Source organism: Pedobacter sp. PACM 27299, from assembly GCF_001412655.1.
Taxonomy (GTDB): Bacteria; Bacteroidota; Bacteroidia; order Sphingobacteriales; family Sphingobacteriaceae; genus Pedobacter.
In genome coordinates this window covers 5,028,075-5,053,133 of record NZ_CP012996.1, presented here as the reverse complement: position 1 = coordinate 5,053,133, position 25,059 = coordinate 5,028,075, and the positions used below count along the sequence as shown (strand labels likewise).

Sequence of the window (25,059 nt, the reverse complement as noted above, 5' to 3'; positions counted from 1 at the left end):
CTATCCGGAGTGAATTAAACCCTAATTAAAGAGAAATTAAAAGGAGATTAAAATTGGGAGCTGAGATTTTTAATCTAAAAGATGGCCAATTTGCCGGAGGAATAGGCAGTTTAAGGTTTAGGGAAACGAAGGATAAAACGAGCTCCATGGCCTTCTTTCGATTGCACGGTTAGCGTGCCTTTAAACAGCGTAATGATTTTATGCGCCATATAAAGACCCATTCCGCTGCCTTCATGCCCGTTTTCTGGACTGAAACTGTAAAAAGGTTTAAAAATCTCTTCTTGTATTGCTTCAGAAATCCCCGGACCTTGATCCTTGATAGAAATGATGGTTTCTTTTTCCTGGATATCCAGTAAGCAATGCACATCCTGATGGTCGGAGAATTTAAACGCATTGGAAATGATATTATTTAAAGCGATGCCCAATAGGGTAGGATTGGCTTTGATCAGCAATTCAGCAGGGTCTTCCGGCATGTTTTTTATGTCTACCAAGAGCTTGCCGCTTTCTTTTTTGTTCCATTCTTCCGATATGGCCCAGAGACTTTCATCAATTCTGATGTCCTGTAATTCCGGGGCACCAAATTCCAGGTCTGCCTGTGCAAGGTTGAGCAGTCCCGTGATGATGTTGTCCATCTTTTCGGAATCTTCCATCACAGAAAGTAAGGCCTTTTTATAATCCTCTATTTGTCTTTCCTGCGATAGGGTGATTTCTGCAGCGATCATCATCCTGGTAATCGGAGTTCGCAGCTCATGAGAGGCATTGGCAATAAAGGTTTTTTGCAGTACAAAAGCCTGTTCCAAATGCTCCATGAGGTTGTTGAAGTTCTGTGCGAGCAGGCTGATCTCATCCTTATTATTTCCCTCTTGAACCCTAAAATGAAGGTTGCTGGATTTGATCTGCTTTACCTCCTCTATAAAGCGATCCAAGGGTTTTAATATTTTTTTTGCAATCCATCTTCCAGAGAGCAGGAGCCCAATAAATATGAACACAAAAATCATCACCATGATTTTCTGCAGCTTGTCTATTCGGAGGTGTGTACTTTGGTCTATGCCGGAGGCGAGGATCACGAAATCGCCCTGATTGTCTTTGTAAAAAATGCCGACCACCTGTCTGTCGCCATCAATAAATTGGATTTTCTTGTTTTTTCTGACTTTCTCAATCGTTTCATGACTCCAGTATTGCTGGTCGTCTCCAATAAAAGTAGCCCTGTTTTTTGAGTTGTAAATCCTGATCACCTCTCCATTTAAGGTTTTCAGGTATTGATTTCTAACTGTATTCAATGAATCTGCAGAGATCTCATCCGCTTCCAGATAGAGTTTGGCCGTAACCATAGTCCGGTCGGTGAGCCGGTCAAAAAAATCTGCTTCTAAAAATTTGATGAAAGTAAAATAGACCGCACACAATACTGCCAGCAGGGTTAATGTACTGATGAGTGTGAAATATAAAGAAAGACGGTCTTTCAGTTTCATAAAGCAGTGTATCTATTTAAGGATATAACCCATGCCGATTTTGGTGTGGATGAGTTTACGGGCAAAACCTTTTTCTATTTTTTTACGCAGGAAATTGATGTAAACATCAATCACATTGGTACCCGTGTCAAAACTAATGTCCCAGGCGTTTTCCGCGATGTATTGTCGGGAAAGCAAACGGTTTGGATTGCGCAGAAACAATTCCAGCAGCGTATGTTCTTTTGCCGTCAGCTCAATAAGTACCCCCGCTCTTTTTACCTCTTTGCTATAAGTATTCAGACTGATGTCGTCAAAACTTAAGATATGATCTTCAGTGCTGCTGCCAATTACTCCATGCTGCCTGCGCAGCAGTGCTTCTATTCTGGCGAGTAACTCCTTGAAATGGAATGGTTTTACTAAATAATCGTCTGCGCCGGAGTTTAATCCTGTCACCTTATCGTCAATTGTTCCCAATGCGGTAAGCATTAAAATTGGCAGATTTTTATCGGTATGACGCAATGCTTTACAAACCGCAATGCCATTTAATCCGGGCATCATGATGTCCAGAATCACCAGATGAAAGTCCTGATCTTTAAATGTTTTTAGGGCCTGTTCCCCGTTAGATTCGATGGTAACCAGGTATCCCTGCTCTTCCAATCCGGTTTTTATCAATCCGGCTATTTTAAGGTCATCTTCTGCTAATCCGATTTTAAACATACCTGAAAAATGGTTTTTGTTGAAGGCACAAATGTAATTTAAAAATAGCCATCCTGATTATTTCTTCCTATCTCTCAGACTATCAATTGATTTGTTAATGCAATCTTACTCTTTCTTTAACATAAAAAAGCGTATCTTTGCAAAATATTGTTTGAATGGAGCAGATTTACCTTAAAAAAACAGGCTGCTTTTCAAAGGCAATAATTGCCATTAAAAATATTTATGAAGAAGATTGTTGACTACAGAAAGCTATTAGGTGTACAAAAAGATGCCGAATTAAAAGAATTGAAGACCATTTACAGGAATTTGATGAAAGACTGGCACCCGGATAAATTCCAGGATAGTGAAGAAGCTAAAGCAGAAGCAGAGGCTAAAAGTAAGGAAATCATTGAAGCATATCATTTCTTAGTAAGTATTGCTCCAGAAACATTAGAGCTTTCTATTGAAGAATATACGCAAACTACTGCAACTTGCGGTATTGCTGATTATACTTGGGCAGGTTTAGTGCTAACCGTTCATTTCTTGGATGGCAGTGCTTATGAATACTTTGGTGTTCCTAAAGCTGTTTACGTGAAATTGGTTAATGCTGATTCTCCAGGTAGATTCGCACGTCGTCATATCTTCAATTCATTCCCATATAGAAATATAGCTAAACTTCAAACTGCATAAGCGCAGTTTTTAGTCACATTATATATTTAATTTCCTTAAAAGGGGTTACAGGCAGGGTGCTTTGTAACCCCTTTTTTATTAGGCGTAGTAACAGATGTAAGCAACATCGGCTTCGCAGTGTACCTCGAAAGAACTGCCGGCAGGAACTTCAAATGATTCCTGTGCTTCATATTGCTGCTGGCCATCCATACCAGGCAAGCGCACTTGCATACGGCCCGATATCACAACCATGGTTTCTGCTGAAGCGGCTGAAAATGTATAACTTCCTCGTTTCATGACCCCAACGGTGGCTTTACCTGTTGGCGTTTCCATGCCCAGACTCTGAACTTTGCCTTCAAAATATACATTGTGGGATACGGTTTCTGCTGCCGGAGCAGTATGGTGAGAATGACTCATGGTTTATTTATTTTGGTTAAGGGCTTAATTAATTATTCATTCTTTAATCAATAATCTATTTTTTTCAGATTTGTTGTTTTGAGCTGCATGCTGCTGTTTTTAATTTCTTTTATACCAGCTTTAAATTTATCTGCGTATTTCAATTTCGCATATTAATCGCTTCAAATTATTGCTGCAGCTAATTGTTTAAAAACAAATGTATTGAACAAGATGGTAATAAAAATTAACAGAGAAAATAAATTTAAGATTTCTGTTAAATCCAACGGATTAATAGCACAAAATTATGCTGAGTCAGGACCGAGAAGTCAGGGATCAACCGAATAAAAAAAATAGGAGTAATTATTGCGCCAGCTTTTGAAGCTAAGCAATGAAGAGAACCTGTTTTCCGGCGATCCTCTAAGCTCATTAAAGCAGAAGTTTAATTATAGGTTAATGCTGAGACTGGCCGATCGCAGGACCTTTATTCCACAATTACTATTTTATTATTGTTTTGCTTTTCTTTTACTGGAGTAAAAACAGAGCAAAAGAAAAGCAAAACAAGAGCAAAACAAGAGCAAAACAGATAGCGATCTTTGATCCTAATATGTCTCTCCAAAACAGTCTTTTAGTGCCCATTTTTTGCAGTATCTTCTTTCTTATCGGCTGAATTTTATGGTTTTTTATGGAAATATGTGGAGAAATAATTATTTCTTTGTATTTTTTAAATTGTCTTTATTTGGTTAGTCAGAGGCTGTTATGGCTTTCTAACTTTGCTGGAAAATCAGCGGCAAGATCAGCTCGTTAAACTTTGTGGATATACCTTTTGATGCGTTGCTGAATTGAAATATTCCTGTATTTTTACTTTTACCGAATCATCAAGCCGGCATAACCAATTTATAAACATGAACAAGATCAAAATTAGGGCACATCAGCCTGAAGATAGACCGCATCTGCTCAATTTGCTCAGGTTAAATACACCAGCATATTTTTCGCCAGAAGAGGAAGCGGATTTTATTGATTATTTAGACCATTTCGCCGATAATTATTACGTATTGGAAATAGATGGAGAAATTCTTGGCTGCGGTGGCTTCAATTTATCCGAAGACGGCGAAACCGGTAAAATCTCCTGGGACATCTTTCATCCCGACAGCCAGGGAAAAGGATTGGGTACCGCATTAACGAAGTTTAGGATTGAGAAGATTAAAGAAATCGATAGTGTAAAAATCCTCTCCGTCAGAACCTCGCAAATGGCTTATAAATTCTATGAGAAATTTGGCCTGGAACTTAAAGAGGTCGTTAAAGATTATTGGGAAGTTGGTTTTGACTTATACCGACTGGACAGAGATATTAATTTAGTTTAAAACAAAGATCATGAAGCTTTTTACCCTAATCCTCGTATTGACTATAACACTTCATTCTTTTCAAGACAGCAAAGCACAAAACATGCAAAAAACAAGCCCAGCAGTATTAAATCATATTGCAGTATATGTAACTAATTTGGAGAAATCTACAGATTTCTATAAGAATACATTTGAATTGAACCAAATTCCTGAACCTTTCCATGATGGCAGACATACCTGGTTTAGTCTGGGTGCTGCCGGACAGCTTCATTTAATACAGGGAGCAAAGGGAAAAGGAAATTTCGATAAAAATGAACACTTGTGTTTCAGTGTTGCAGCTATAGACCCATTCATTGAAAAGCTCAACGCGAGTCATATTCCCTATGAAGACTGGGGAGGGGCTGCGCATCGCATCACACTAAGAGTCGATGGGATCAAACAAATCTATTTTCAGGATCCTGATGGGCATTGGCTGGAAGTAAATGATGATCATAAATAAAAAACTTAAACAAAAACCAGGTGGGTAAGGAACCTGGAGAACCAAACACAAACACATAAATGAAAAAAGTAACTGTAATGCTCTCTCTGCTTTTAACAGTAGGTAGGGTCACTGCCCAGGAAGAATCGAAACCCTATGAAGGGGTGTCGGGATGGGCGGAAACAAAAGATCAACGCATGAAGTGGTTCAATGATGCCCGCTTTGGAATGTTTATTCACTGGGGCTTATACAGTGCTGCGGGAGGTTCCTGGAAGGGGAAACAATATCCGCAGCATTATGCCGAATGGATTCAGACCTGGGCACAGGTGCCCAGCAAAGAATATGCAGCGGAGCTGAAACCAAAATTTACCGCATCAAAATTTAATGCTGCAGATTGGGCCGCATTGGCTAAAGAAGCAGGTATGAAATATATGGTGATCACTTCCAGACATCATGAAGGATTTAGCATCTTCAACAGTAAACAGCCCTATTCTTTAAATAATTCCGTTACCGGAGGTACAAATATCTCCCCGAAAGGAAGAGATTTATATGGAGAAACGGTGGCGGCATTTAAAAAAGAAGGCCTGAAAATTGGTGCTTACTATTCTCTTTTGGATTGGCAGCACCCTGATTCTTACGATAAGTTTGCCGCGAATCCTCCTAAGGAAAATCCCAACTATGAAGTCTATAAAGATTACCTGTACGGTCAAATTAAAGAACTGGCCAATAACTATGGTAAAATGGATATTCTTTGGTTGGATTTCAGCTCAAAAAATCGACAGGGAGAAACCTGGGGCACCAAGCGAATCCTAACCGACCTGATCAAATGGCAGCCTGGGATTTTGGTGAATAACCGTTTTTGGGATGGCTTGGAGAATAAAAATGGAGATATGGGAACACCTGAAAAATATGTCCCGCCAACAGGATTACCTGGGATGAACTGGGAAGTGAGCCATACTACCAATGAAAGCTACGGCTATAGCGCACATGATAAAAATTGGAAATCTTATGATAAGATGATGCGCCTGTTTATCGAAACGGTGAGCAAAGGAGGGAACTTCCTGCTAAATGTAGGTCCGGATGCAGAAGGCTTAATTCCCGAACCAGCAGCAGCGATTTTAAAACAGATCGGAACCTGGATGAAGGTCAATAATGAAGCGATTTATGGAACTACAGCAAGTCCATTCCAACCTTTAGAATGGGGGTATGCAACACAGAAGCCAGGAAAACTTTACCTGGAAGTATTTGATGTACCAAAAGATGGTACTTTAGAAGTACCCCTTTCTAATACAGTTGCCAAAGCTTATATCTTAGGGACTAAAGGGAAAACCTTAGTGGTAAAAACAACAGACAAAGGAAAGGTGCTGCAATTGCCTGCAGATTTTTCGGGTCCTAAACCAATGGTGCTGGTGCTGGAGATCAAAGGAGCACCAAAAGTATTGAATAACCGCGTGAGTTCATTGGCAGATGGCAGGATTGTACTCACTGCAAACCAGGCACAGCTCACTGGAGATGGCGGAATAAAATTAAAAGGCGCATCCACCCATGATCCTAACAGACCAAATACCATCGCTTTCTGGACTAATAAATCAGATGCCGCGCATTGGGATATGAAAGTTCAGCGCCCAGGTAAGTATAAAGTAATGGTCAATTATTTTGCAAATGCAAATACCGGCGGAGAACTGAGCATCGCACTGGAGAAAAATACCTTGAACTATACCCTTCCTAGCTCAGAAACTCCTGGTTTCAAAGAGGTAGAGGTAGGTGTAATCGACATTTCTCAACAAGCGATCGGAGCAGCGTCCCTGAGGTTGCAGCTAAGACTTTTAACACTAAAAGGCCAGTTGATGGCTGAAATTAGCAGCATTACGCTGATCCCAATGTAGAGGGAGGTGATTTTTGTAAATGATCCTAAAGGGCCGGAAATTGACGATTTTCGGCCCTTTTTATGGACAGGCTAAAAGGACTTTAAAGCTGCTTTTAACAAGGTCGCTTGGGTTTAGAAATGATTTTTAAAAGGTAGGTCAGGATAATAAGGAACAGCAGCGCGGTGATCAATAAACAGCTGGACAACCAAAAATAGAAATCTGTAGTTAGCTGTGTCATAATGTTTAATCGGCTCATAAAATGATAATTTAGGATGCTTTTTAGGTTAATAGTTCTTGATTTTCACTAAAATACCGGCACTTTACGAATAAGGGAAAAGTAATTGACCAGTAACCAGTGGTATTCCACCAAAGACCATTTTAAGCAGACGATTGCTGAATAAAGTAATCTTGCTGGTTTTATAATTACTAATATAATTAGTAAAATAGTAAAAATGTTAATTTTTTTAGTATAACTTTGCTGGCATCAAAAAAATATTTCATGACTTCAAACAAACACATCATCCACATGGATCAGGATGCCTTTTTCGTGTCTGTGGAGGTGAAAAAGGATCCCAGTTTAATTGGAAAACCGGTCATTATTGGCGGGACTTCCGATCGTGGGGTAGTGGCCTCCTGTAGTTATGAAGCTAGAAAGTTTGGGGTACATGCTGCCATGAGTTCCCGAATGGCAAAAATGCTTTGCCCGCATGCGATTTTTGTGAAAGGAAATATGGATGCTTATTCTAAAGCTTCCTTTGAAATTACGGAGATCTTGAGGGAACGCGTTCCATTAATAGAAAAAGCCAGCATAGACGAACATTATATTGACATGACGGGGATGGACCGCTTTCATGGGGTACTTAAATATGCGCATGAGCTGCGGCAAACTGTAATGAAAGAAACTGGATTACCCATTTCTTTTGGGCTGTCGGTCAATAAAACAGTTTCCAAAATGGCTACCAATGAATGTAAACCAAATGGGGAACTGAATGTGGAGCAGCTGAAGGTTCAGGATTTCCTGAATCCTTTATCCATTCGTAAAATCCCAGGACTCGGGGAAAAAACATTTGTGAAACTCAGTGATATGGGGATTAAAAAGATCCATACGCTGACACAGATTCATCCCGATCAAATGAATACGATTTTAGGGAAAAACGGACTGGTACTGCTGCAGAAGGCAAAAGGAATCGATCATTCGCCGGTGATTCCTTATCAGGAGCAGAAAAGTATCAGTACTCAATGCACTTTTAAGGCAGATACAATTGATGTAGATACAATCAATAACCTGATCACCTCGATGGTCATGGACCTTGCTTTCGACCTGCGTCAGAAGAAGAAACTGACCGCCTGCATCACCGTCACCATTCGCTATGCGAATTTCGAAGATGTAACCAGACAAGCTACGATTTCTTATACCTCGCTGGATAGTGTATTGATTGCTAAAGCCAAAGAATTGTTTCGTCAGTTGTATCAAAAACGGATGTTATTGCGCCTGATTGGAGTACGGTTGTCCAACTTGGTAACCGGTCATGAACAAATTGATTTGTACAGTGAATCTCAGGAACAGTATAGCCTGTATCAGGCATTAGACAAAATTCGGAACCGATTTGGAGATAAGGCCATTAAATTGGCCTCTACCTTGAATATAGATTTATAGGCCATGTATTTGAATGTTCATTCTCAATATAGCCTGCGTTACGGAACGATGTCTATTCCTAAATTGATCGCAGAAGCGGTATCGCTGGGCATCACTCAATTGGTGCTGACCGATATTAATAATTCTACAGGCATCATGGAGTTCATCCGTACCTGTGATGAGAAAGGGGTTAAGCCGATTGGAGGAATAGAATTCCGACGTGATAAAAAGCTACTTTATATCGGCATTGCCAGGAATAAAGAGGGAATGAAGGAGCTGAATGATTTTTTAACACGACATAACCTGGAAGAAAAAGCCTTGCCGGATACTGTTCCGGAAATGCAGTATGCCTATATCATTTATCCGTATGGCTATGCAGAACCGCTGAAAACCAATGAATACCTGGGCATTCATTTTGAAGAACTCCCGCTTTTATACCAAAAAGATCTGACTGCGATAAAAGATAAACTATTGGCCTTGCAGCCGGTATTTGTAGCTGATAAACTGGAGTATCGTCTGCATGAATACCTTCGTGGAATAGACCTTAATGCCTTATTAAGTAAAGTAGAACCAGATGATAAATGCAGAAATACGGATACATTTCTTCCTCCGGGAACATTGGAAAGCCGTTTTAATAAATATGCTTTTATCCTCGATAATACCCGAAACCTGATGAATACCTGTGTCATGGATTATCCGAAAGGGCGTGTTAACCTGAACAGGAGAACTTTTACAGGGAAAAAAGAGGACGATAGAGCTTTGCTTTATAAGCTGGCCATGGAAGGAGTAGTATTCCGTTATGGCAAAAATAACCGAGGGGCTTTAAATAAGGTGAAAGAAGAGCTAAAAGTGATCTACGACCTGGATTTCTGTGCTTATTTTTTGATTACCTGGGACATTATCCGTTATTCTATGGCAAAAGGATATTACCATGTAGGCCGCGGTTCTGGAGCTAATAGTACGGTGGCGTATTGTCTGCAAATTACAGATGTAGATCCGATTGAGCTGGACCTTTATTTTGAACGTTTTCTGAATGCACAGCGAACTTCTCCACCGGATTTTGACATTGATTATTCCTGGGATGAAAGGGAAGATGTACAGGATTATATATTTAAACGGTATGGAAAGGAACATACCGCACTGTTAGGCACAATGTCTACTTTCAAAGATCGGAGTGTGATCCGGGAAATAGGGAAGGTGATGGGTTTACCGAAAGCTGAGATCGACAGCTTTACCGATCGTACACAGCTGATCGCAAATCAGGACCATCCTACTTTTAAAAAGATCATGGCCGCGTATGCGATGATGGCAGACATGCCGAATCAGCGTTCTATTCATGCGGGAGGGGTGCTGATTTCGGAAGAGGAAATTACCTATTATACCGCATTGGATTTACCGCCAAAAGGGATGCCTACCGTACAATGGGATATGTATGAAGCAGAAAAAATAGGCTTTGATAAATACGATATACTGAGCCAGCGGGGAATTGGGCATATCAAAGAGGCTGTGCGTTTGGTGGAGGAAAACCTGCAGCGAAAAATCGATGTGCATCAGGTGAAAACCTTTATGGAGGATCCGAAACTTAATGCCCGCCTGCAAACCGGGAATACGATTGGCTGTTTCTATATTGAATCTCCAGCCATGCGCCAATTATTGACAAAGCTGCGCTGTGAAAACTATAGGACACTCGTGGCGGCAAGTTCTATTATCCGACCGGGAGTGGCACAGTCGGGCATGATGAAAACGTATATCCAGAGTTACCACGATCCTAAAAATGTGAAATACCTGCATCCGGTGATGGAAGAGACACTGGGGGATACTTTTGGCGTAATGGTTTACCAGGAAGATGTGATCAAAGTATGTATTCATTATGCAGGAATGGATGGTACTGATGCCGATATTTTGAGAAGAGGGATGAGTGGGAAATACCGTTCCAGGATGGAATTTGATAAACTGGTGGAGAAGTTTATGGAAGGTTCTAAAGCTTTAGGAAGGGCAGAAGAGGTGACTAAAGAGGTATGGCGACAAGTATCATCTTTTGCCGGCTATAGTTTTTCCAAAGCACATTCTGCAAGTTTTGCCGTAGAAAGTTACCAGAGTCTATACTTAAAAACATATTTTCCGAGAGAGTTTATGGTAGGCGTGCTGAATAATTATGGGGGCTTTTATTCCAGATGGCTGTATGTGCATGAGCTGAAAAAAGCAGGTGCGGAAATTCATCTCCCTTGTGTAAATCATAGTTCGGAAGTGGTTTCCATCAATGGAATGGCCGCATACCTTGGTTTTATTGGCATTCAGGGGCTGGAAAATAAATTCATCACCCAGATTCCTGAAGAAAGAAAACATAATGGGGATTTCCTCGGATTGGAAGACCTGGTAAAACGGACAGGAATAGGCTTGGAGCAGGCGATTATTCTGATTCGTGTAGGTGCGCTTCGCTTTACCGGGAAAAGTAAAAAAGTATTGCTTTGGGAAGTACACGCTTTATTAGGCAGCAAAAGCCGGCCGGTTCAGGGGGCAGAATTGTTTGAGATTCCGGCAAAACATTATGAACTGCCTGTGCTCCTCAATACCTTATTGGAAGATGCCTACCATGAACTGGAGTTGCTGGGCTTTCCAATCAGCTTGTCTATGTTTGATTTATTGCAGACCAGCTATCGTGGAGACCTTTGTACGAATGATCTGAATCAACATATTGGAAAAACAGTCAAAATGGTGGGACAGTATGTCTGTGAGAAAACAGTTCAGATGAAAAACAATAAAAAAATGTGGTTCGGAACATTTCTGGATGTTGCCGGAAACTTCTTTGATACGATACATTTTCCAACAACTACGCCCGTTTATCCCTTTAGAGGTACAGGTTGTTATCTGATCCTGGGAAAGGTAGTTTCCGATTTTGGTTTCCCCAGTGTGGAGGTGATCAAATTTGCAAAATTACCCATTGTTGGCAATCCGGTAATGGCCTAAAAGATGTAGATTTGGACTCACCCAATAACGAATTACCTATGATTAATGATGTGAAGATCCTGGAAACAGAACTACTTTCCGACAACTGGTACACGCTGCGAAAAGTCACCTATGAATACTTGAAAAAAGATGGCAGCAAGCAGGTGCAGAGCAGAGAAGCCTATGATAGGGGGAATGGTGCAGTGATTTTATTATACAACAAGGAACTGCGTAAAGTGATCCTGACCAGGCAGTTTCGCCTGCCTACATTTTTAAATGGCAATGCGTCTGGAATGTTAATTGAAGCCTGTGCTGGATTGCTGGATACCGATAATCCGGAAGATTGTATCAAAAGAGAAACTGAAGAAGAAACCGGCTACCAGATTACTGAAGTGAAAAAGGTTTTTGAAGCGTATATGTCGCCGGGCTCAGTGACCGAAATTCTTTATTTCTTCGTGGCAGAATATAACCAGTCGATGAAGGTGAATGAAGGAGGAGGACTAGAACATGAAGAGGAAAATATTGAAGTATTGGAACTCGACATAGAAGAAGCCATTAAAATGATGGAAACCGGAGAAATTAAAGATGCCAAAACTATCATGTTACTGCAATATGTAAGGTTGCATCAACTGCTTTAGAGCGTGCTTTCTTCTGGAATGATAACTGATCAGATAGTTTGTTGATAATATTTAATTTTTTTACTCCTTTTATGAGATAATGTTGTTAGTTTCGCAATGAATATTAATGCTGCTTTCTCAAATACGCTCTTTTTAACTGTTTTTGTTTACTGCAAATTAAAATTCTAAAGGAATAAGGAGGTGATACCGCTGCTTGTCTCTTGGATTAAAGATATCTGTAGTCTAGTAAACAGAATAAAAAACGGGGCGATACCGAAAGGCCATAAGAGTAGGGAACAAACTAACCACACAAAGTGAAAAAAATTCTATCTATTTCAGCATTATCAGTGACTTTACTTTTCTCTAGCTGCGCCACTATTTTTACAGGTTCAAAGCAGACAGTTCAAATCCAATCGACGCCTCCGGGAGCAGATATTGAAGTAGATGGCATTTCTGCAGGAGTAACTCCAGCAGCCGTTAGACTTAAAAAAGGCTTTACCGGTCAAACAGTAAGCTTGAAAAAAGACGGTTATGAAGCAAAATTCTTACAGCCTGCTACTACCTTTAATCCAGTGGCAATTTTAAACTTATTCGGCATTATTGGCTGGGGAATCGATGCAGCTACAGGTGCAATGATGAAATATGATCCTAAAGTGATTGATGTGAAGTTAACGCCAGCAAAAGAAGCTAAAGAAACAGCTAAAGCGAACTAAAAAATAAGAACATCCCCTAAACAGGGAGGTTTAAAAAGTTGAAGCTGGAGAAATCCGGCTTCAACTTTTTTTATGGGCTATCGTGTAAGTTTTGGATAAACACCCTTGGCGTAACCCCATATTGTTTTTTAAACTCTCTGCTGAAATATTTGGGATCATTGAACCCCACCAGGTAGGAGATTTCCGATATCGTATATACTTTATGCTCCAGCAACTGCGCTGCTTTTTTTAGTCGGATCGTTTTAATAAAATCATTGACCGATAGATCTGTGATGGCGCGTATCTTTTTATACAATACCGGCTGACTCATCCCCACATCTACCGCCAATTCCGGAACACCAACCTCCTGATCTGCCAGATTAGCCTCAATATAAGCCATGACTTTTTCGATGAATACCTGATCTGTAGCGCCAATTACAATATTTTGGGGCTGTAAGGTCATCTGCTGGGCATATTTCTGGCGCATCATCGCTCTGGACTGCAATAAGTTTCTAACATTTAATTCGAGCAGGGCAGTGCTGAAAGGTTTCGTTACATAAACATCTGCGCCAGTTTCCAGACCACTAACTTGATGGATATGTGAAGATCGGGCGGTGAGTAAAATCACTGGGATATGGCTGGTGCGCTCATCTGTTTTTAACCTTCTGCATAATTCTAAGCCATCCATTACCGGCATCATAATGTCGCAGATGATCAGGTCTGGTAGTAATTCTATAGCCGCTTCCCAGCCTTTTAATCCATTTACACTTTCTTCCACCTGGTACTGTGGTCTCATTAAATGGGCAATCAAATCTCTGATTTCTGGGTTGTCTTCTACAATTAATACAGTTTCTTTAGCGCTTAGGATTGATTTTCCTGGTCCGGAAACAGACTGCTTAGTACTTTCGTTTTGCGGCTTGTTTTCAGCTATAATATTAGTCTGAGCAGATGTTGCCGCAGTCAGTTCAGGGGGAGTCGAAAAAACAGCAGTTGTAGCACTAACTGCAGCAGGATTAGTAAAAGAGGAAATTGAATATTCATGGACTTGATTTTCCTGAAGCTGTTCCGCTTTGAAATGGGCTTTACCTTTTTTCAGTTTTACGGTAAAATAAGTATCCCCCGCTCTTACAGGGCTGGCCACATTACTTTTAATCTCAATTTTTCCATGATGTGCTTCTACTACGCTTTTAGAGAGTGCCAGTCCAATCCCGGATCCGATGTGATTAGAGCCCTGCTCATCTACCTGGAAAAAATTGCTGAATAATTTATTCTGACTCTCATAAGGAATCCCTTTTCCATTGTCGCGGATTTTGATTTCCACAGCATCGCCTTGATCATCAATAGAAAGAGAGATTGCGCCTTGATCGTCTGTAAATTTAAAGGCATTACTGAGCAGGTTGAATAATACCTTCTCCATTTGTACTTTATCAAAATATAGGAGAATAGGATCGTCAGTACTATTAAATGTATAACGGATATTCCTGCTGATGGCGAGGTGCTGAAAAGCATAGAAGATCTCTTTACTGAAACTGACGATGTTTTCGGGACCGATATTGAGTTTTAGATAGCCGGAATCAGCTTTTCTAAAATCCATTAGTTCGGTAATGAGACGCATCAACCTGTCGGCATTGTTTTTAATGGGCAGCACTTGTTTGTGGAGGTCATGCTGACTTTCTGTATTTTTCAATAAGTTTTCTAAAGGCCCAAGAATGAGCGTCAATGGTGTCCTGATTTCATGGGATATATTGGTGAAGAAACTCAGCTTCATCTGCTGGATGTCTTCCGATCTTTTGAGTAAAGCCCGAATGATCAGATAGCGCACACCCAGGAATAAAATAATGGAAATGATCAGCGCATAGACGCAATAAGCCCACCAACGCGCCCAAATAGGAGGTAGGATATGGATGTCTATACTGGCCACACTGCCGCCGGGTGTGCCATCATTATTTTTTCCTTTGACCAGAAAGGTATAGGCACCGGAGGGTAGATTCGTATAAGTTGCAAAAGGGTTGCTCACCTCATTCCATTCTTCATCGTAGTTCTCCAGTTTATAGGAATACCTGTTTTTATCCGGTTTGATGTAATTTAACAGGGCAAAACCGATGGTGAAATGGTTTTGATCGTGTTCAAAAGTAATGCTTTTACTGCTGCTGATGTCTTCTTTTAACAGCTGATCAGGGCCATCTACAGTCACAGGTCTATTGAATAATTTCAGGCCGGTAAAAATGATCGGGTTGGTTTGGCGGTTGATTTCTATTTGCACTGGAAAGAATGACGTTAAGCCATTGTATCCACCAAAGAAAAGCTCGCCAGCGCTATCTTTAAAGTAAGACCTGACATTGAAATCATTTCCTGCAAGACCATCACTTTTGGTATAAATCCTGAAGGTCTTCGTCTTCTGATCGAATTTTGATAAACCATGATCGGTACTGATCCATAAATTATGCTGGTCGTCTTCAATAATACCCAGAACATTATTATTGGAAAGTCCTTCTTTTTCGGTATAAGTTTTAAATTCTCCGCTTTGCGGATTGTAAATGCTCAGTCCACCAAAATAGGTGCCTACAGCTAGGTTTCCATCGGAAATTTGGACGATACAATTGATATAGTCCGACTGTAATTTGCCAGGATTTCCTTTATCTTTTAAGAAGGAGCGGAGGGTTTTGCCGATTAGATCATAGGCGTATAGGCCTGCTTGTGTGCCTATCCATAGGTTTTTGTCCCGATCTTCATAAAGAAATTGGATCCTTTTACTTTGCAGCTTATTTTCTACCTGACTTTTGCGGGTCTGACTTTCATAACGGCCATTTACCGTTTTCAGCAGATTGAGTCCGCTATAAGTACCCACCCAAATATTCTGATCGCTGGTGGCGCAGATGGCGATAATTTCGGCTGTACTAGGCGCATTGCTGCTGTCCTTAATATTGATGATGTGCTGAAAGCTCTTGTTGCTGGTGTTGAAAAAGTTTAATCCGCCATGGTGCGTACCGATGAGTAAATTTCCGGCTTTGTCTTTACAAATAGTTTTGATGAGGTTGGAGGTTAGTCCAGCTTTGTCATTCAGGTTGATTTTATAGGCCGTATAGGTATTGTTGCTGCGGTTGAAGTAGTTTAACCCCCCGCCTTCCGTTCCAATCCACAGGTTATGCTGTGCATCTTCTACAATAGAACTGACAATATTACTGCTGATACTTGGCCTTAACCGACTGTTTTTGGAGGCATGGAATTGCGTCGCAAAAGGATGAATGATGTTTACGCCGCCATAAAAGGTGCCGATCCAAATGCTATTGTTGCGGTCCTGATAAATGCTATGTATAGAATTATGGCTTAGACTACCCTTTTTCTCTGGGTCATGGAGATAATTACTAAAGGTTTTTTGCTGTGGATCGAGGATACTCAAACCTTCCTGAGTGCCAATCCATAATGTTCCATTTCTGTTCAGCATAATTTCTCTAATGTCGTTGTGGACAATAGAGTTGCTGTTTTCATTATGTTTATAGGTGATAAAAGATTGGCTTGCCGGATGAAAAAGGTTTAAACCATTGTCAGTACCCACCCATAAATTTTGCTGTTTATCTACTTGCAAACTGGTGATGTAATTGGAGCTGATCGTTCCGGGTTTACCGCCGTCATAGTGGAAAACCTCATAGCTGAATTTTCCTGGTTTTAGGTTCATGCGGATTAATCCGTTTAAAGTAGCCAGCCAAACCGCTCCATCTTTTTGCCGGATGATGGAATATACATTGTTTATTCCACGGTTGTTCCCGTCATCCTTAAATAGAAAAGACTGAAACTCATTTTTATTGCGATCTGTCAGCAGGTTTGCACCACGTAAAGTTCCCACCCAAATATTCCCTTGTGGATCTTCATAAATATGTTCAATGCTATTACTACTCAATCCTTTTTTGTTTTTGGACTGATAAAATATCCGTTGAAAGTTATCTTTCTTTGCATCATACCTGTTCAGGCCGTTTACTGTCCCCACCCAAAGTATCCCTTTTGAATCGCTGAGGGTGGCAGTAATCTCATCACTTGAAATGCTGTTGGTGTCTTTTGGATTATTTTTATAGACTTTAAACTGGTAACCATCGTAGCGGTTTAATCCATGTTTGGTGCCAAACCAAAGCAGCTGCTGCTCGTCCTGACTGATCGCCATGACAGAGTTTTGGGATAAGCCTTGTTCCAGGGTCATGTTACCAAAACGCAGCTGTTGCTGAGCGCAGGCTATAGCCGGCAATAAAACAAGAAAGGAAAGCAATGCGATGCAAAAGCCCCTTTTATTGAATATCATGATTTTTCCTCCCCCGAGTTTATGAATGGTTAGTATTTAAAGCTATGAATATCTGATTATTCATCCTTATTCCCCCCTGATTTTTGATTTTTCTACCCTTTCTTTTAGAATAATCATCTTTTAAAAAATAATATTCCTACAGCTTTGGTTTAACCAAAAAACATAAACCAAACTATGAAAAACCTTCTTTTTACTCCCCGATTTCTTTTGATCAGCAAATAATTAAAATACGTTTAGGTTGGATTACCCTTCGCCCGCTGTGTGGTAGCAGCAGCGAGGGGATCTTTCATCCTTGCGTATCCCCCCGCTGAAGCATGCTCTCTTTTGACTGATGCATAATTATCTCCCGCCTAAACCTAACACCATATATATGAAAGAAAAACTACGCTATTCATTTAAAAATTTGGGATTGTGTATCCTCTGCTTTACTGCAGCAAGCGTTCATCAGCGCGCATTTGCACAAGCCCAGGACAGTACTTTCAATAAGAAAGCGCTAAATGACTCTGCCCGAAAGGCAGTAAAGAGTTCTTATGGCTATCACCTTCCGGATGCCCAATTGCCAGTATTGTTTGGGAAACAGCGCAAAGAACAGGTCTTACAATCACAGGCGGTAATCAGCGGCAATGAATTACTCAGCTTTCCGGTTTCACAGGTAGAATCGGCTCTGTATGGTAAATTCGCCGGTCTTTACATCAGTCAGACTTCTGCCAAACCTGGCGATGATGCGCCATCTATTTCTTTAAGAGGCCGGACGCCATTGGTATTGGTAGATGGAGTACCTAGAAATTTAACCAATGTTGACCCGGAACAGATTGCTTCGGTATCTGTATTAAAAGATGCCCTGGCTACGGCGATGTATGGCATGAGAGGTGGAAATGGGGTGATCCTGATTGAAACTAAAAGAGGAGGTATTGCGCCAAGAAAAATCTCTTTTACCGCTCAAACGTCTATTCAGAAACAGCTCAATAGCCCTTCATTCCTGAATGCTGCGAATTATTCGACGCTTTTTAATGAGGCTTTAGTAAATGATGGCAAACAGCCGATTTATACGGCGGAGGCGATCGAAAAATACCGAAATGGCTCAGATCCGATTGCTTATCCCAATGTGGATTGGTACGATGCCATTTTAAAGAAGAAAGCAGCTATCCAGCGGTATAATCTGAACTTTTCAGGTGGAAATGAAACTGCACGTTACTTTGTGGATCTGGATTACCTGAACCAGGATGGTTTCTTTGTATCTGATCCAAAACGAAACAGCTATGAAACAAATAACTCATATAAACGCTATGGTTTTAGAACAAACATCGATGCGGACCTGACTAAAAACCTATTGCTGTCGCTGAATATCTTCGGCAGAATAAGAAATGGCAATGAACCAGGGGCACTAGATGCAAATCTAAGTGGGATTAGAGGATCAGATCTCATCTATGCTAGTTTATTGAGAACGCCAAATAATGCGTACCCGATACTGAATCCTGATGGCTCTTTTGGGGGAAATCAGCAATTCAATTACAATTTGTATGGTCAGGTAGTTGGTTCCGGTTACCGCCCGAGTTATAATCGAAATCTTGGAGTAGACTTGAGTTTAAGGCAAAAATTAGATGGGGTATTGGATGGCTTGTACATCAAAGGAAAAGGCTCATTTAATACTTATTATTCAGAGCTAATCAATAGGAGTAAGTCTTTTGCAGTTTATGAATATCTAGCTAATCCTGCTGGCAAGCCCATCATCAATAAATACGGAACGGATGGTTCACAGAATAACACTTCATCGATAGAACTGACCAACAGGCAGATCTATGCAGAAATGCTGGCTGGCTATGACCAGGTTTTCGGAAAACATGAAATCAATGCTTCCCTTAATTTTAATAGTGATAACCTGATCACCGGATCAGATTTAAGTCTGAACAACAATGCGATTGCTGGCAGGTTTCAATACAATTACAGCAAAAAGTATTTTGTAGAATTGGTAAGTTCCTACATGGGCATGAATAGGTATCCAAAGAACCACCAGTGGGGATTTTTCCCTGCAGCAGGTTTGGGATGGGATATCTCAAAAGAAGATTTTCTGAAATCTGTGACCGCTTTAAATCAGCTTAAAATCAGGGGGAGTTATGGGAAGAGCGGCGACAATTCCGGTGCCGGTTACTACGTATATGACCAATTTTACAATAGCTTCAGCAGTGTTTACTTTGGATCTCCAGCCACAGGTACAAGTTCTATGGTAGAGGCGCAATTGGCCAATCCTAATATTACCTGGGAAAGTGTCAATAAACTGAATCTGGGAGTAGACATTGCTGCTTTTCAGAACAAAATGCAGTTCAGTGCAGAATATTATCAAAATAAATATTCAGACTTATTACAGCAGCGTGGTACCAATGCAAGCGCTATTTTGGGAAACAGCAGACCAGATGAAAACATAGGGAAGAGAACCTATAGCGGTATAGAATTAACAGCTGGTTTTTTCGAGAAAACGGGTAATGTAAACTGGTTTGTAAATGCTAATGTTTCCTTTAGTAAGAGCAGGGTCGATTTTATGGATGAAGTCATCAGACCTTACGATTGGATGAGAAGAACCGGTTTGCCAGTCGGACAGCCTTTCGGGATGGTAGCTGATGGTTTCTTTAACAACCAGGCCGAAATCGACAATTCTGCAAAAATTGATGGCTACAAAGCAGTACCGGGCGACATCAGGTATAAAGACCTGAATGGCGATGGGGTGATTAATGTGTTCGATGAGCAGGCAATAGGCAGTACCAATCCAATGGTGCTTTACGGACTGACGGCAGGTTTCAACTATAAAGGTTTTGAATTTTCTATGGTTTGGAATGCTGTAACCAATAGAAATGTGTATGTAATGGGTGCCGGTACCTATGAATTCCAATCGGTGGGCGTAGGAGGTTATGGACAAGCCTTTACCCATCATCTGGACCGCTGGACGCCAGAAACCGCAGCAACAGCGACCTATCCACGCTTAACGGTAGGGACCAATATGAACAACCAGCGTCCTTCTTCTTTCTGGTTGAAAAACGGCAGCTATCTCCGCCTGAAAAATGCGGAACTGGCTTATTCACTGCCGCAACGCTGGATCAGCTTTGTGAAAATCGACCGGGCCAGAATCTTTGTGAATGGGACTAACTTGCTCACTTTCACTGGTCTGGATAGGGTAGATCCTGAGGTAGTAGCCTGGGATTATCCAAACCAGCGTGTATTCAATCTTGGTATCAACCTACAATTTTAACCCTACGAAAGAATAGTAATGAAGAATGTAAAACATATAATTACAGGACTTGGCCTGGTTGTCATTTTGGCTTCCTGCTCAAAATCAGTGGAACTAGAACCACTGGAAAGAATTCATGAAGACCTGGTTTTCGATGAGATCGATAAAAATGCAGATTATGCAAAGCAATTTCTAAATGGTACTTATCTGCAATTACCTGATGGTTACAACCGGCTGCTGACTGCCTTCCTTGATGCTGGAACCGATGATGCAGTGTCTTCACAAGATGGAAGTATGGTAGAAGGGTTTAGAACAGGACTGCTTTCCGGTCAGAATGTAATCGACAACCAATGGGTGAAAAATTATACAGGAATCCGCAGAGCGAATATTTTCCTGAGTAAGATTGATGTGGTGCCTACTACCGCAGCTTTGAAAGTGCAATGGAGAGCCGAAGCGAGATTCCTTCGTGCTTATTTCTATTTCGAGCTGTTGAAACGCTGGGGAGGGGTTCCACTATTAGGCGATAAAGTTTATGGCCTTAACGACAACCTCAACCTTAAAAGGAACACTGCAGATGAATGCTATGATTATATCCTTTCAGAAATTGAAGCGGTAAAAGATCTATTACTTCCTGCAGCTGTGGTAGATCAAAACATTGGACGCGCAAATAAAGGAGCTGCATTGGCTTTGAAATCAAGAGTATTGCTGTATCGAGCCAGCCCTTTATGGAATCCTACTGGAGATGTACAGCGCTGGACTGCAGCTGCAAATGCTGCAAAAGACGTGATGACTTTGGGTAATTACAGCTTAGGTACCGACTTTATTGCACTCTTCAATTCGGTGAAACATGCGGAGATTATTTTCATGAAAGAGCAGGCGCAAAGTCAGACGGTAGAACTTTACAATGGGCCGATCGGGTATACCGATGGTACTGGAAATACAAGCCCTTCGCAGAATCTGGTAGATGCTTTCCTGATGAAAAACGGTAAAATGCCTGGAGAAGCAGGTTCAAATTATGATCCGGCAAATCCTTATGTCAATAGAGACAATAGGTTTGCAGCCACGATCATGTTCAATACCACCAAATGGCTGAATAGGCCTGTGGAGACTTTTAATGGGGGTAAGGACCGTCCAGGAGGCAGCAGAACACAAACAAAAACCGGATACTACCTGCGCAAGTTCATGGGAAAATTTGAAAGTTCAGGTACCTATAGCAATCAAAATCACCATGTGATCTTATTCCGCTATGCAGAAATGCTGTTGAACTATGCAGAAGCTTTGAACGAAGCAAGCGGACCAGTTAATGACGCGGTAGATGCGATCATTGCGATCAGGAAACGTGCAGGCATAACTGCTGCTGCGGACAACCGTTATGGAATTCCTGCTGGAATTACGCAGACTGAGCTGCGTACACTCATCAGAAATGAACGACGCATTGAGATGGCTTTCGAAGAGCAAAGGTTTTGGGACATCAGAAGGTGGAAGATTGCCGGACAGGTGATGAACAGCCCGGTAAAAGGAATGAATATCATAAGAAATCCAGATGCTACATTCAGTTACACCGTATTGGATATTGCACCTTCCGTGTTCGATGTTTCGAAAAACTACCTGTTCCCGATCCCTTATTCAGAGATCCAGACCAATCCAAACATGACTCAAAATCCAGGATATACTTATTAACTCTCCTCCAACAAACCTAGAAATAATGAGAAAAATAATTCTTTTATGCTTGATACTTTGCCTGGGCACAATTGCCTTTGCACAGCAGATCACAGTAACGGGAAAGGTGACCGATCAGGATGGTGGCCCAATTCCTAATGCTACGGTCATAGAAACAGTAAACCCTAAAAACGGGGCTTTTACCAATAATAACGGCACTTTCAGTATAAAAATTAACAGCAAACAAGTTACCGTAAGTATGATCGGCTATGTGCCGCAAACGATCGCGATAGGAAATAACCACAACATCAATGTAAAATTAGAGGAAAACAATTCCCAGATGAATGAGGTGGTCGTGGTCGGTTATGGCAAACAAAAGAAGATCAACAGCAGTGGTGCCATCTCTACGATTAGTGGGAAGGAATTGCGCCAAAGTCCGGCGGCAAGTCTCCAGAACTCCTTGGCCGGTAGATTGCCTGGTTTATTCCAGCAGCAAACCAGCGGTCAGCCAGGTAAAGATGCTGCAAATATTTACATTAGAGGGATTAGTTCCTTTGCTGGAAATGCCAACAGACCCCTGGTTATTGTGGATGATGTGGAATACCAATATGATCAGCTGAACCAGCTGGATCCAAATGAAGTTGAAAGCCTTTCCATTCTTAAAGATGCAGCAACCACAGCTATTTATGGGATTAAAGGGGCAAATGGAGTAATTGTGATCACCACGCGCAGGGGGAAAGAGGGCCCGGCAGTGATTACTTTCCGTACCGAAGCAGGCTTACAGATGCCTACCGTACTGAGGAAATCACTAGATTCTTACCAGTCACTGCAATTGTTAAAAGAACAGGCGATTAATGCAGGTCAGGACCCGAATGTGGCTTATCCTGGTTTAGTGAGCGATGAAGCATTAGAACATTTCCGTACTGGTGATGATCCTTTTCGTTATCCAAATGTGAACTGGTATGATGAGGTGATGAAAAAATCAGCTTTGCAGCAACGCAATAATATTGATATCAATGGAGGTACCAGCACACTTCGCTATTTTATTTCTGCAGGTTCCATCTTTCAAAATGGGATTCTTAAAGAGATGAGCAGAAAAGAGAATTTCGATAACAATTATTATTTAAAACGCTACAATATCCGCTCTAACGTGGATCTGGATGTAAATAAAAACTTAAGCCTGAAGTTAGACCTTTCTACCCGTTTCAGTGAAATCAACGAGCCTAACCTGCCAGATCCTATGGCCGGTGGTGCCTTGCCTTTCTGGCGCAGGATTTCCAGTGGATTACTTGGTCCTTGGGTCTACCCGGTTAGAAATGCGGATGGCAGCTATGGGGGGGTGAAAGCAGGGTCATTAAACCCGGTGGGCGCTCTGGAATATGGTGGTTATAAAAGAAGTTACAGCAACGACCTGAACGTGAATTTAAGTGCAGATCATAAATTGAACTTCCTGACAGAAGGTTTATCTGTAAAAGGGGTGATTGCGTATACCAACAAATCTGGATTTGCGAGAGAGCTGACCAGAGGTCGTTTTCCGGTATATTCCCTCGTTCCCGGCTCTGATGTGTTAGATCCGGTATATCCTGAATTACTCAGGATAGAGCCTTTAGTGAGAACCAGTTCTTATTCTGTTCCCTTCAGACGCGTGAATTTCCAGGGGATTGTGAACTACAACAGGCAATTCGGCGACCATAGCGTTTATGGTTTGGTACTCAGCAACCGTACCGGTGATATTGAAGGTTCAAATGCTCCGGCAAACTTTCAGGGCTATGCAGGAAGAGTAGGTTATAACTTCAAGTCCCGCTATTTAGTAGAGTTTAATGCAGGATATAATGGCTCCGATCGTTTCAAATCTAAGAACAGATACGGCTTTTTTCCAGCAATCTCCGGAGGATGGAACATCAGTGAAGAACCTTTCTTTAAGAACCATATCAAAGTCATCAATTACTTAAAAATCAGGGCTTCTCATGGTACTGTAGGAAGTGATGAAGTAGAAGGAAACAGATACCTGTATGAGGAGGTATATACGGTAGCTAATGATGGTTATTATTTTGGGGAAAGTCCTACCGGGCAACCAAAAGTAACACCTGGAACGCTGGCAAATTTAGATGTACGCTGGGAAAAGGAACGCAAAACCAATATTGGTATAGACATGAAACTGTTTAATAGCAAGCTGGAGATTACGGCTGATTATTTTGACCATATGCGCTATGATATCCTCACCAAGAGGGAAACGGTTCCAGCCTATTCTGGATTAACACTTCCTCCTGTAAATCTGGGTAAAGTGAGTAATAAGGGGTTTGAGCTGGAAGTTAACCACAGAAATGCCGTTAACGATCATTTTATGTACTTCATCCGTGCAAATGCTTCTTTCGCCAGGAACAAGATTCTTTTCCGCGATGAACCGGATGGTGTAGCTCCAAATTTAAAGAAAACCGGACGTCCGGTAGGCCAGCTGTTTGGCTATATTTCCCAGGGTTTCTATTATGATGAGGCAGATATTGCCAATAGCCCGAAAGTACTCGGGAAAACCGTTAAGCCTGGAGATTTAAAATATGAAGATGTAAATGGGGATGGGATCATTGATGGAAATGACATCACCGCGATCGGTAAACCGGAAGTACCGGAACTGACCTATGGCTTCTCTGCAGGCTTTACTTATAAAGATTTCGACTTTTCGTTCTTGCTGCAAGGGGCTTCCAGAAGCAGCGTCAGCTCGAATACGCTTTTGCAAATTGGAAATGTGAACGGGATTCCTGCAGCAATTCACCTGAAACGCTGGACACCAGAGAACAGGGACAATGCGGAATATCCAAGATTAGGCGGGGTAAGCTTTGATGCTTCTACATTCTGGCTGAGACCTGCAGATTATCTCCGACTGAAAAATGTGGAACTCGGCTACCATTTACCTAAGCATTTTACGCAGCGGTTAAAGTTGAAAGACATCAGATTTTATGCTAATGGACTAAACCTGCTGACCTTTAATAAGCTGAAAATCTATGATGTGGACCCTGAATCGAAACGTGGAAGCGTAGAAGCGTATCAGAATTATCCTCAGATGAAGATCATCAATTTTGGTTTACAAGTAACATTTTAAGAAGAA

15 protein-coding genes are annotated in these 25,059 nt (G+C 41.3%); 11 read left to right on the top strand and 4 right to left on the bottom strand.

Annotated features, from left to right (window positions below; genetic code table 11):
• Positions 1 to 110: 110 nt before the first annotated feature.
• Together AQ505_RS21245 and AQ505_RS21240 are read right to left on the bottom strand one after the other, a co-directional pair.
• Positions 111 to 1,469: a sensor histidine kinase gene (locus tag AQ505_RS21245; protein ID WP_062550036.1), complete on the bottom strand. Its 1,359-nt coding sequence runs from the start codon at positions 1,467 to 1,469 to the stop codon at positions 111 to 113.
• Positions 1,470 to 1,481: 12 nt separating this feature from the next.
• The gene (locus AQ505_RS21240) at positions 1,482 to 2,165 is read right to left on the bottom strand and encodes a response regulator transcription factor (protein ID WP_062550035.1); all 684 of its coding nucleotides are present in this window, start codon (positions 2,163 to 2,165) and stop codon (positions 1,482 to 1,484) included.
• A 222-nt stretch (positions 2,166 to 2,387) separates the two neighbouring features.
• Between AQ505_RS21240 and AQ505_RS21235 the strand changes: the two genes are divergently transcribed.
• The gene (locus AQ505_RS21235; protein WP_062550034.1) at positions 2,388 to 2,834 is read left to right on the top strand and encodes a KTSC domain-containing protein; all 447 of its coding nucleotides are present in this window, start codon (positions 2,388 to 2,390) and stop codon (positions 2,832 to 2,834) included.
• 78 nt (positions 2,835 to 2,912) lie between these two features.
• Here AQ505_RS21235 and ppnP read toward each other — a convergent pair whose 3' ends face one another.
• Positions 2,913 to 3,230, bottom strand: coding sequence for a pyrimidine/purine nucleoside phosphorylase (gene ppnP, locus AQ505_RS21230; protein ID WP_062550033.1), 318 nt, complete (start codon positions 3,228 to 3,230; stop codon positions 2,913 to 2,915).
• Between the two features lie 881 nt (positions 3,231 to 4,111).
• Between ppnP and AQ505_RS21225 the strand changes: the two genes are divergently transcribed.
• The 7 genes from AQ505_RS21225 (at position 4,112) to AQ505_RS21195 (ending at position 12,807) form a co-directional block, all read left to right on the top strand.
• Positions 4,112 to 4,570, top strand: coding sequence for a GNAT family N-acetyltransferase (locus AQ505_RS21225; RefSeq protein WP_062550032.1), 459 nt, complete (start codon positions 4,112 to 4,114; stop codon positions 4,568 to 4,570).
• A gap of 10 nt (positions 4,571 to 4,580) precedes the next feature.
• Positions 4,581 to 5,048: a VOC family protein gene (locus AQ505_RS21220; protein WP_062550031.1), complete on the top strand. Its 468-nt coding sequence runs from the start codon at positions 4,581 to 4,583 to the stop codon at positions 5,046 to 5,048.
• A gap of 59 nt (positions 5,049 to 5,107) precedes the next feature.
• A complete protein-coding gene (locus tag AQ505_RS21215) occupies positions 5,108 to 6,913 on the top strand; it encodes an alpha-L-fucosidase (protein WP_082461671.1) in 1,806 nt (601 codons plus the stop codon).
• Between the two features lie 481 nt (positions 6,914 to 7,394).
• Positions 7,395 to 8,552 carry a DNA polymerase IV gene (gene dinB, locus AQ505_RS21210; protein WP_062550029.1) on the top strand — a complete coding sequence of 386 codons (1,158 nt, stop codon included), beginning with the start codon at positions 7,395 to 7,397 and terminating at the stop codon, positions 8,550 to 8,552.
• 3 nt (positions 8,553 to 8,555) lie between these two features.
• Positions 8,556 to 11,498, top strand: a complete 2,943-nt coding sequence (dnaE, locus tag AQ505_RS21205) for a DNA polymerase III subunit alpha (protein ID WP_062550028.1) — start codon at positions 8,556 to 8,558, stop codon at positions 11,496 to 11,498.
• An 11-nt stretch (positions 11,499 to 11,509) separates the two neighbouring features.
• A complete protein-coding gene (gene nudK, locus AQ505_RS21200) occupies positions 11,510 to 12,115 on the top strand; it encodes a GDP-mannose pyrophosphatase NudK (RefSeq protein WP_231634952.1) in 606 nt (201 codons plus the stop codon).
• Between the two features lie 293 nt (positions 12,116 to 12,408).
• Entirely contained in the window at positions 12,409 to 12,807 is a 399-nt protein-coding gene (locus tag AQ505_RS21195; protein ID WP_082461670.1) for a PEGA domain-containing protein, read from the top strand.
• Positions 12,808 to 12,877: 70 nt separating this feature from the next.
• Here the strand turns inward: AQ505_RS21195 and AQ505_RS21190 are convergent, their stop codons facing one another.
• Entirely contained in the window at positions 12,878 to 17,077 is a 4,200-nt protein-coding gene (locus tag AQ505_RS21190) for a hybrid sensor histidine kinase/response regulator transcription factor (RefSeq protein WP_082461669.1), read from the bottom strand.
• 370 nt (positions 17,078 to 17,447) lie between these two features.
• On the opposite strand from AQ505_RS21190, the gene AQ505_RS21185 reads away from it, so the two are divergent.
• From AQ505_RS21185 to AQ505_RS21175, 3 genes are all read left to right on the top strand, one after another.
• A complete protein-coding gene (locus AQ505_RS21185; RefSeq protein WP_062550024.1) occupies positions 17,448 to 20,318 on the top strand; it encodes a SusC/RagA family TonB-linked outer membrane protein in 2,871 nt (956 codons plus the stop codon).
• An 87-nt stretch (positions 20,319 to 20,405) separates the two neighbouring features.
• On the top strand, positions 20,406 to 21,977 hold the full coding sequence (locus tag AQ505_RS21180) for a RagB/SusD family nutrient uptake outer membrane protein (protein ID WP_197286251.1): 1,572 nt from the start codon (positions 20,406 to 20,408) through the stop codon (positions 21,975 to 21,977).
• A 25-nt stretch (positions 21,978 to 22,002) separates the two neighbouring features.
• Positions 22,003 to 25,053 (top strand): SusC/RagA family TonB-linked outer membrane protein, encoded by a 3,051-nt coding sequence (locus AQ505_RS21175; protein WP_062550022.1) that lies wholly within the window; start codon positions 22,003 to 22,005, stop codon positions 25,051 to 25,053.
• The last annotated feature ends 6 nt before the right edge of the window (positions 25,054 to 25,059 follow it).

What these genes read in the sequence shown, in the direction of transcription:
- AQ505_RS21175 (WP_062550022.1), top strand. Translation starts at nt 22,003, where the DNA reads ATGAGAAAAATAATTCTTTTATGCTTGATACTTTGCCTGGGCACAATT.
- AQ505_RS21190 (WP_082461669.1), bottom strand. Translation starts at nt 17,077, where the DNA reads ATGATATTCAATAAAAGGGGCTTTTGCATCGCATTGCTTTCCTTTCTT.
- AQ505_RS21225 (WP_062550032.1), top strand. Translation starts at nt 4,112, where the DNA reads ATGAACAAGATCAAAATTAGGGCACATCAGCCTGAAGATAGACCGCAT.
- AQ505_RS21185 (WP_062550024.1), top strand. Translation starts at nt 17,448, where the DNA reads ATGAAAGAAAAACTACGCTATTCATTTAAAAATTTGGGATTGTGTATC.
- AQ505_RS21235 (WP_062550034.1), top strand. Translation starts at nt 2,388, where the DNA reads ATGAAGAAGATTGTTGACTACAGAAAGCTATTAGGTGTACAAAAAGAT.
- dnaE (WP_062550028.1), top strand. Translation starts at nt 8,556, where the DNA reads ATGTATTTGAATGTTCATTCTCAATATAGCCTGCGTTACGGAACGATG.
- AQ505_RS21245 (WP_062550036.1), bottom strand. Translation starts at nt 1,469, where the DNA reads ATGAAACTGAAAGACCGTCTTTCTTTATATTTCACACTCATCAGTACA.
- AQ505_RS21220 (WP_062550031.1), top strand. Translation starts at nt 4,581, where the DNA reads ATGAAGCTTTTTACCCTAATCCTCGTATTGACTATAACACTTCATTCT.
- AQ505_RS21215 (WP_082461671.1), top strand. Translation starts at nt 5,108, where the DNA reads ATGAAAAAAGTAACTGTAATGCTCTCTCTGCTTTTAACAGTAGGTAGG.
- dinB (WP_062550029.1), top strand. Translation starts at nt 7,395, where the DNA reads ATGACTTCAAACAAACACATCATCCACATGGATCAGGATGCCTTTTTC.
- AQ505_RS21240 (WP_062550035.1), bottom strand. Translation starts at nt 2,165, where the DNA reads ATGTTTAAAATCGGATTAGCAGAAGATGACCTTAAAATAGCCGGATTG.
- ppnP (WP_062550033.1), bottom strand. Translation starts at nt 3,230, where the DNA reads ATGAGTCATTCTCACCATACTGCTCCGGCAGCAGAAACCGTATCCCAC.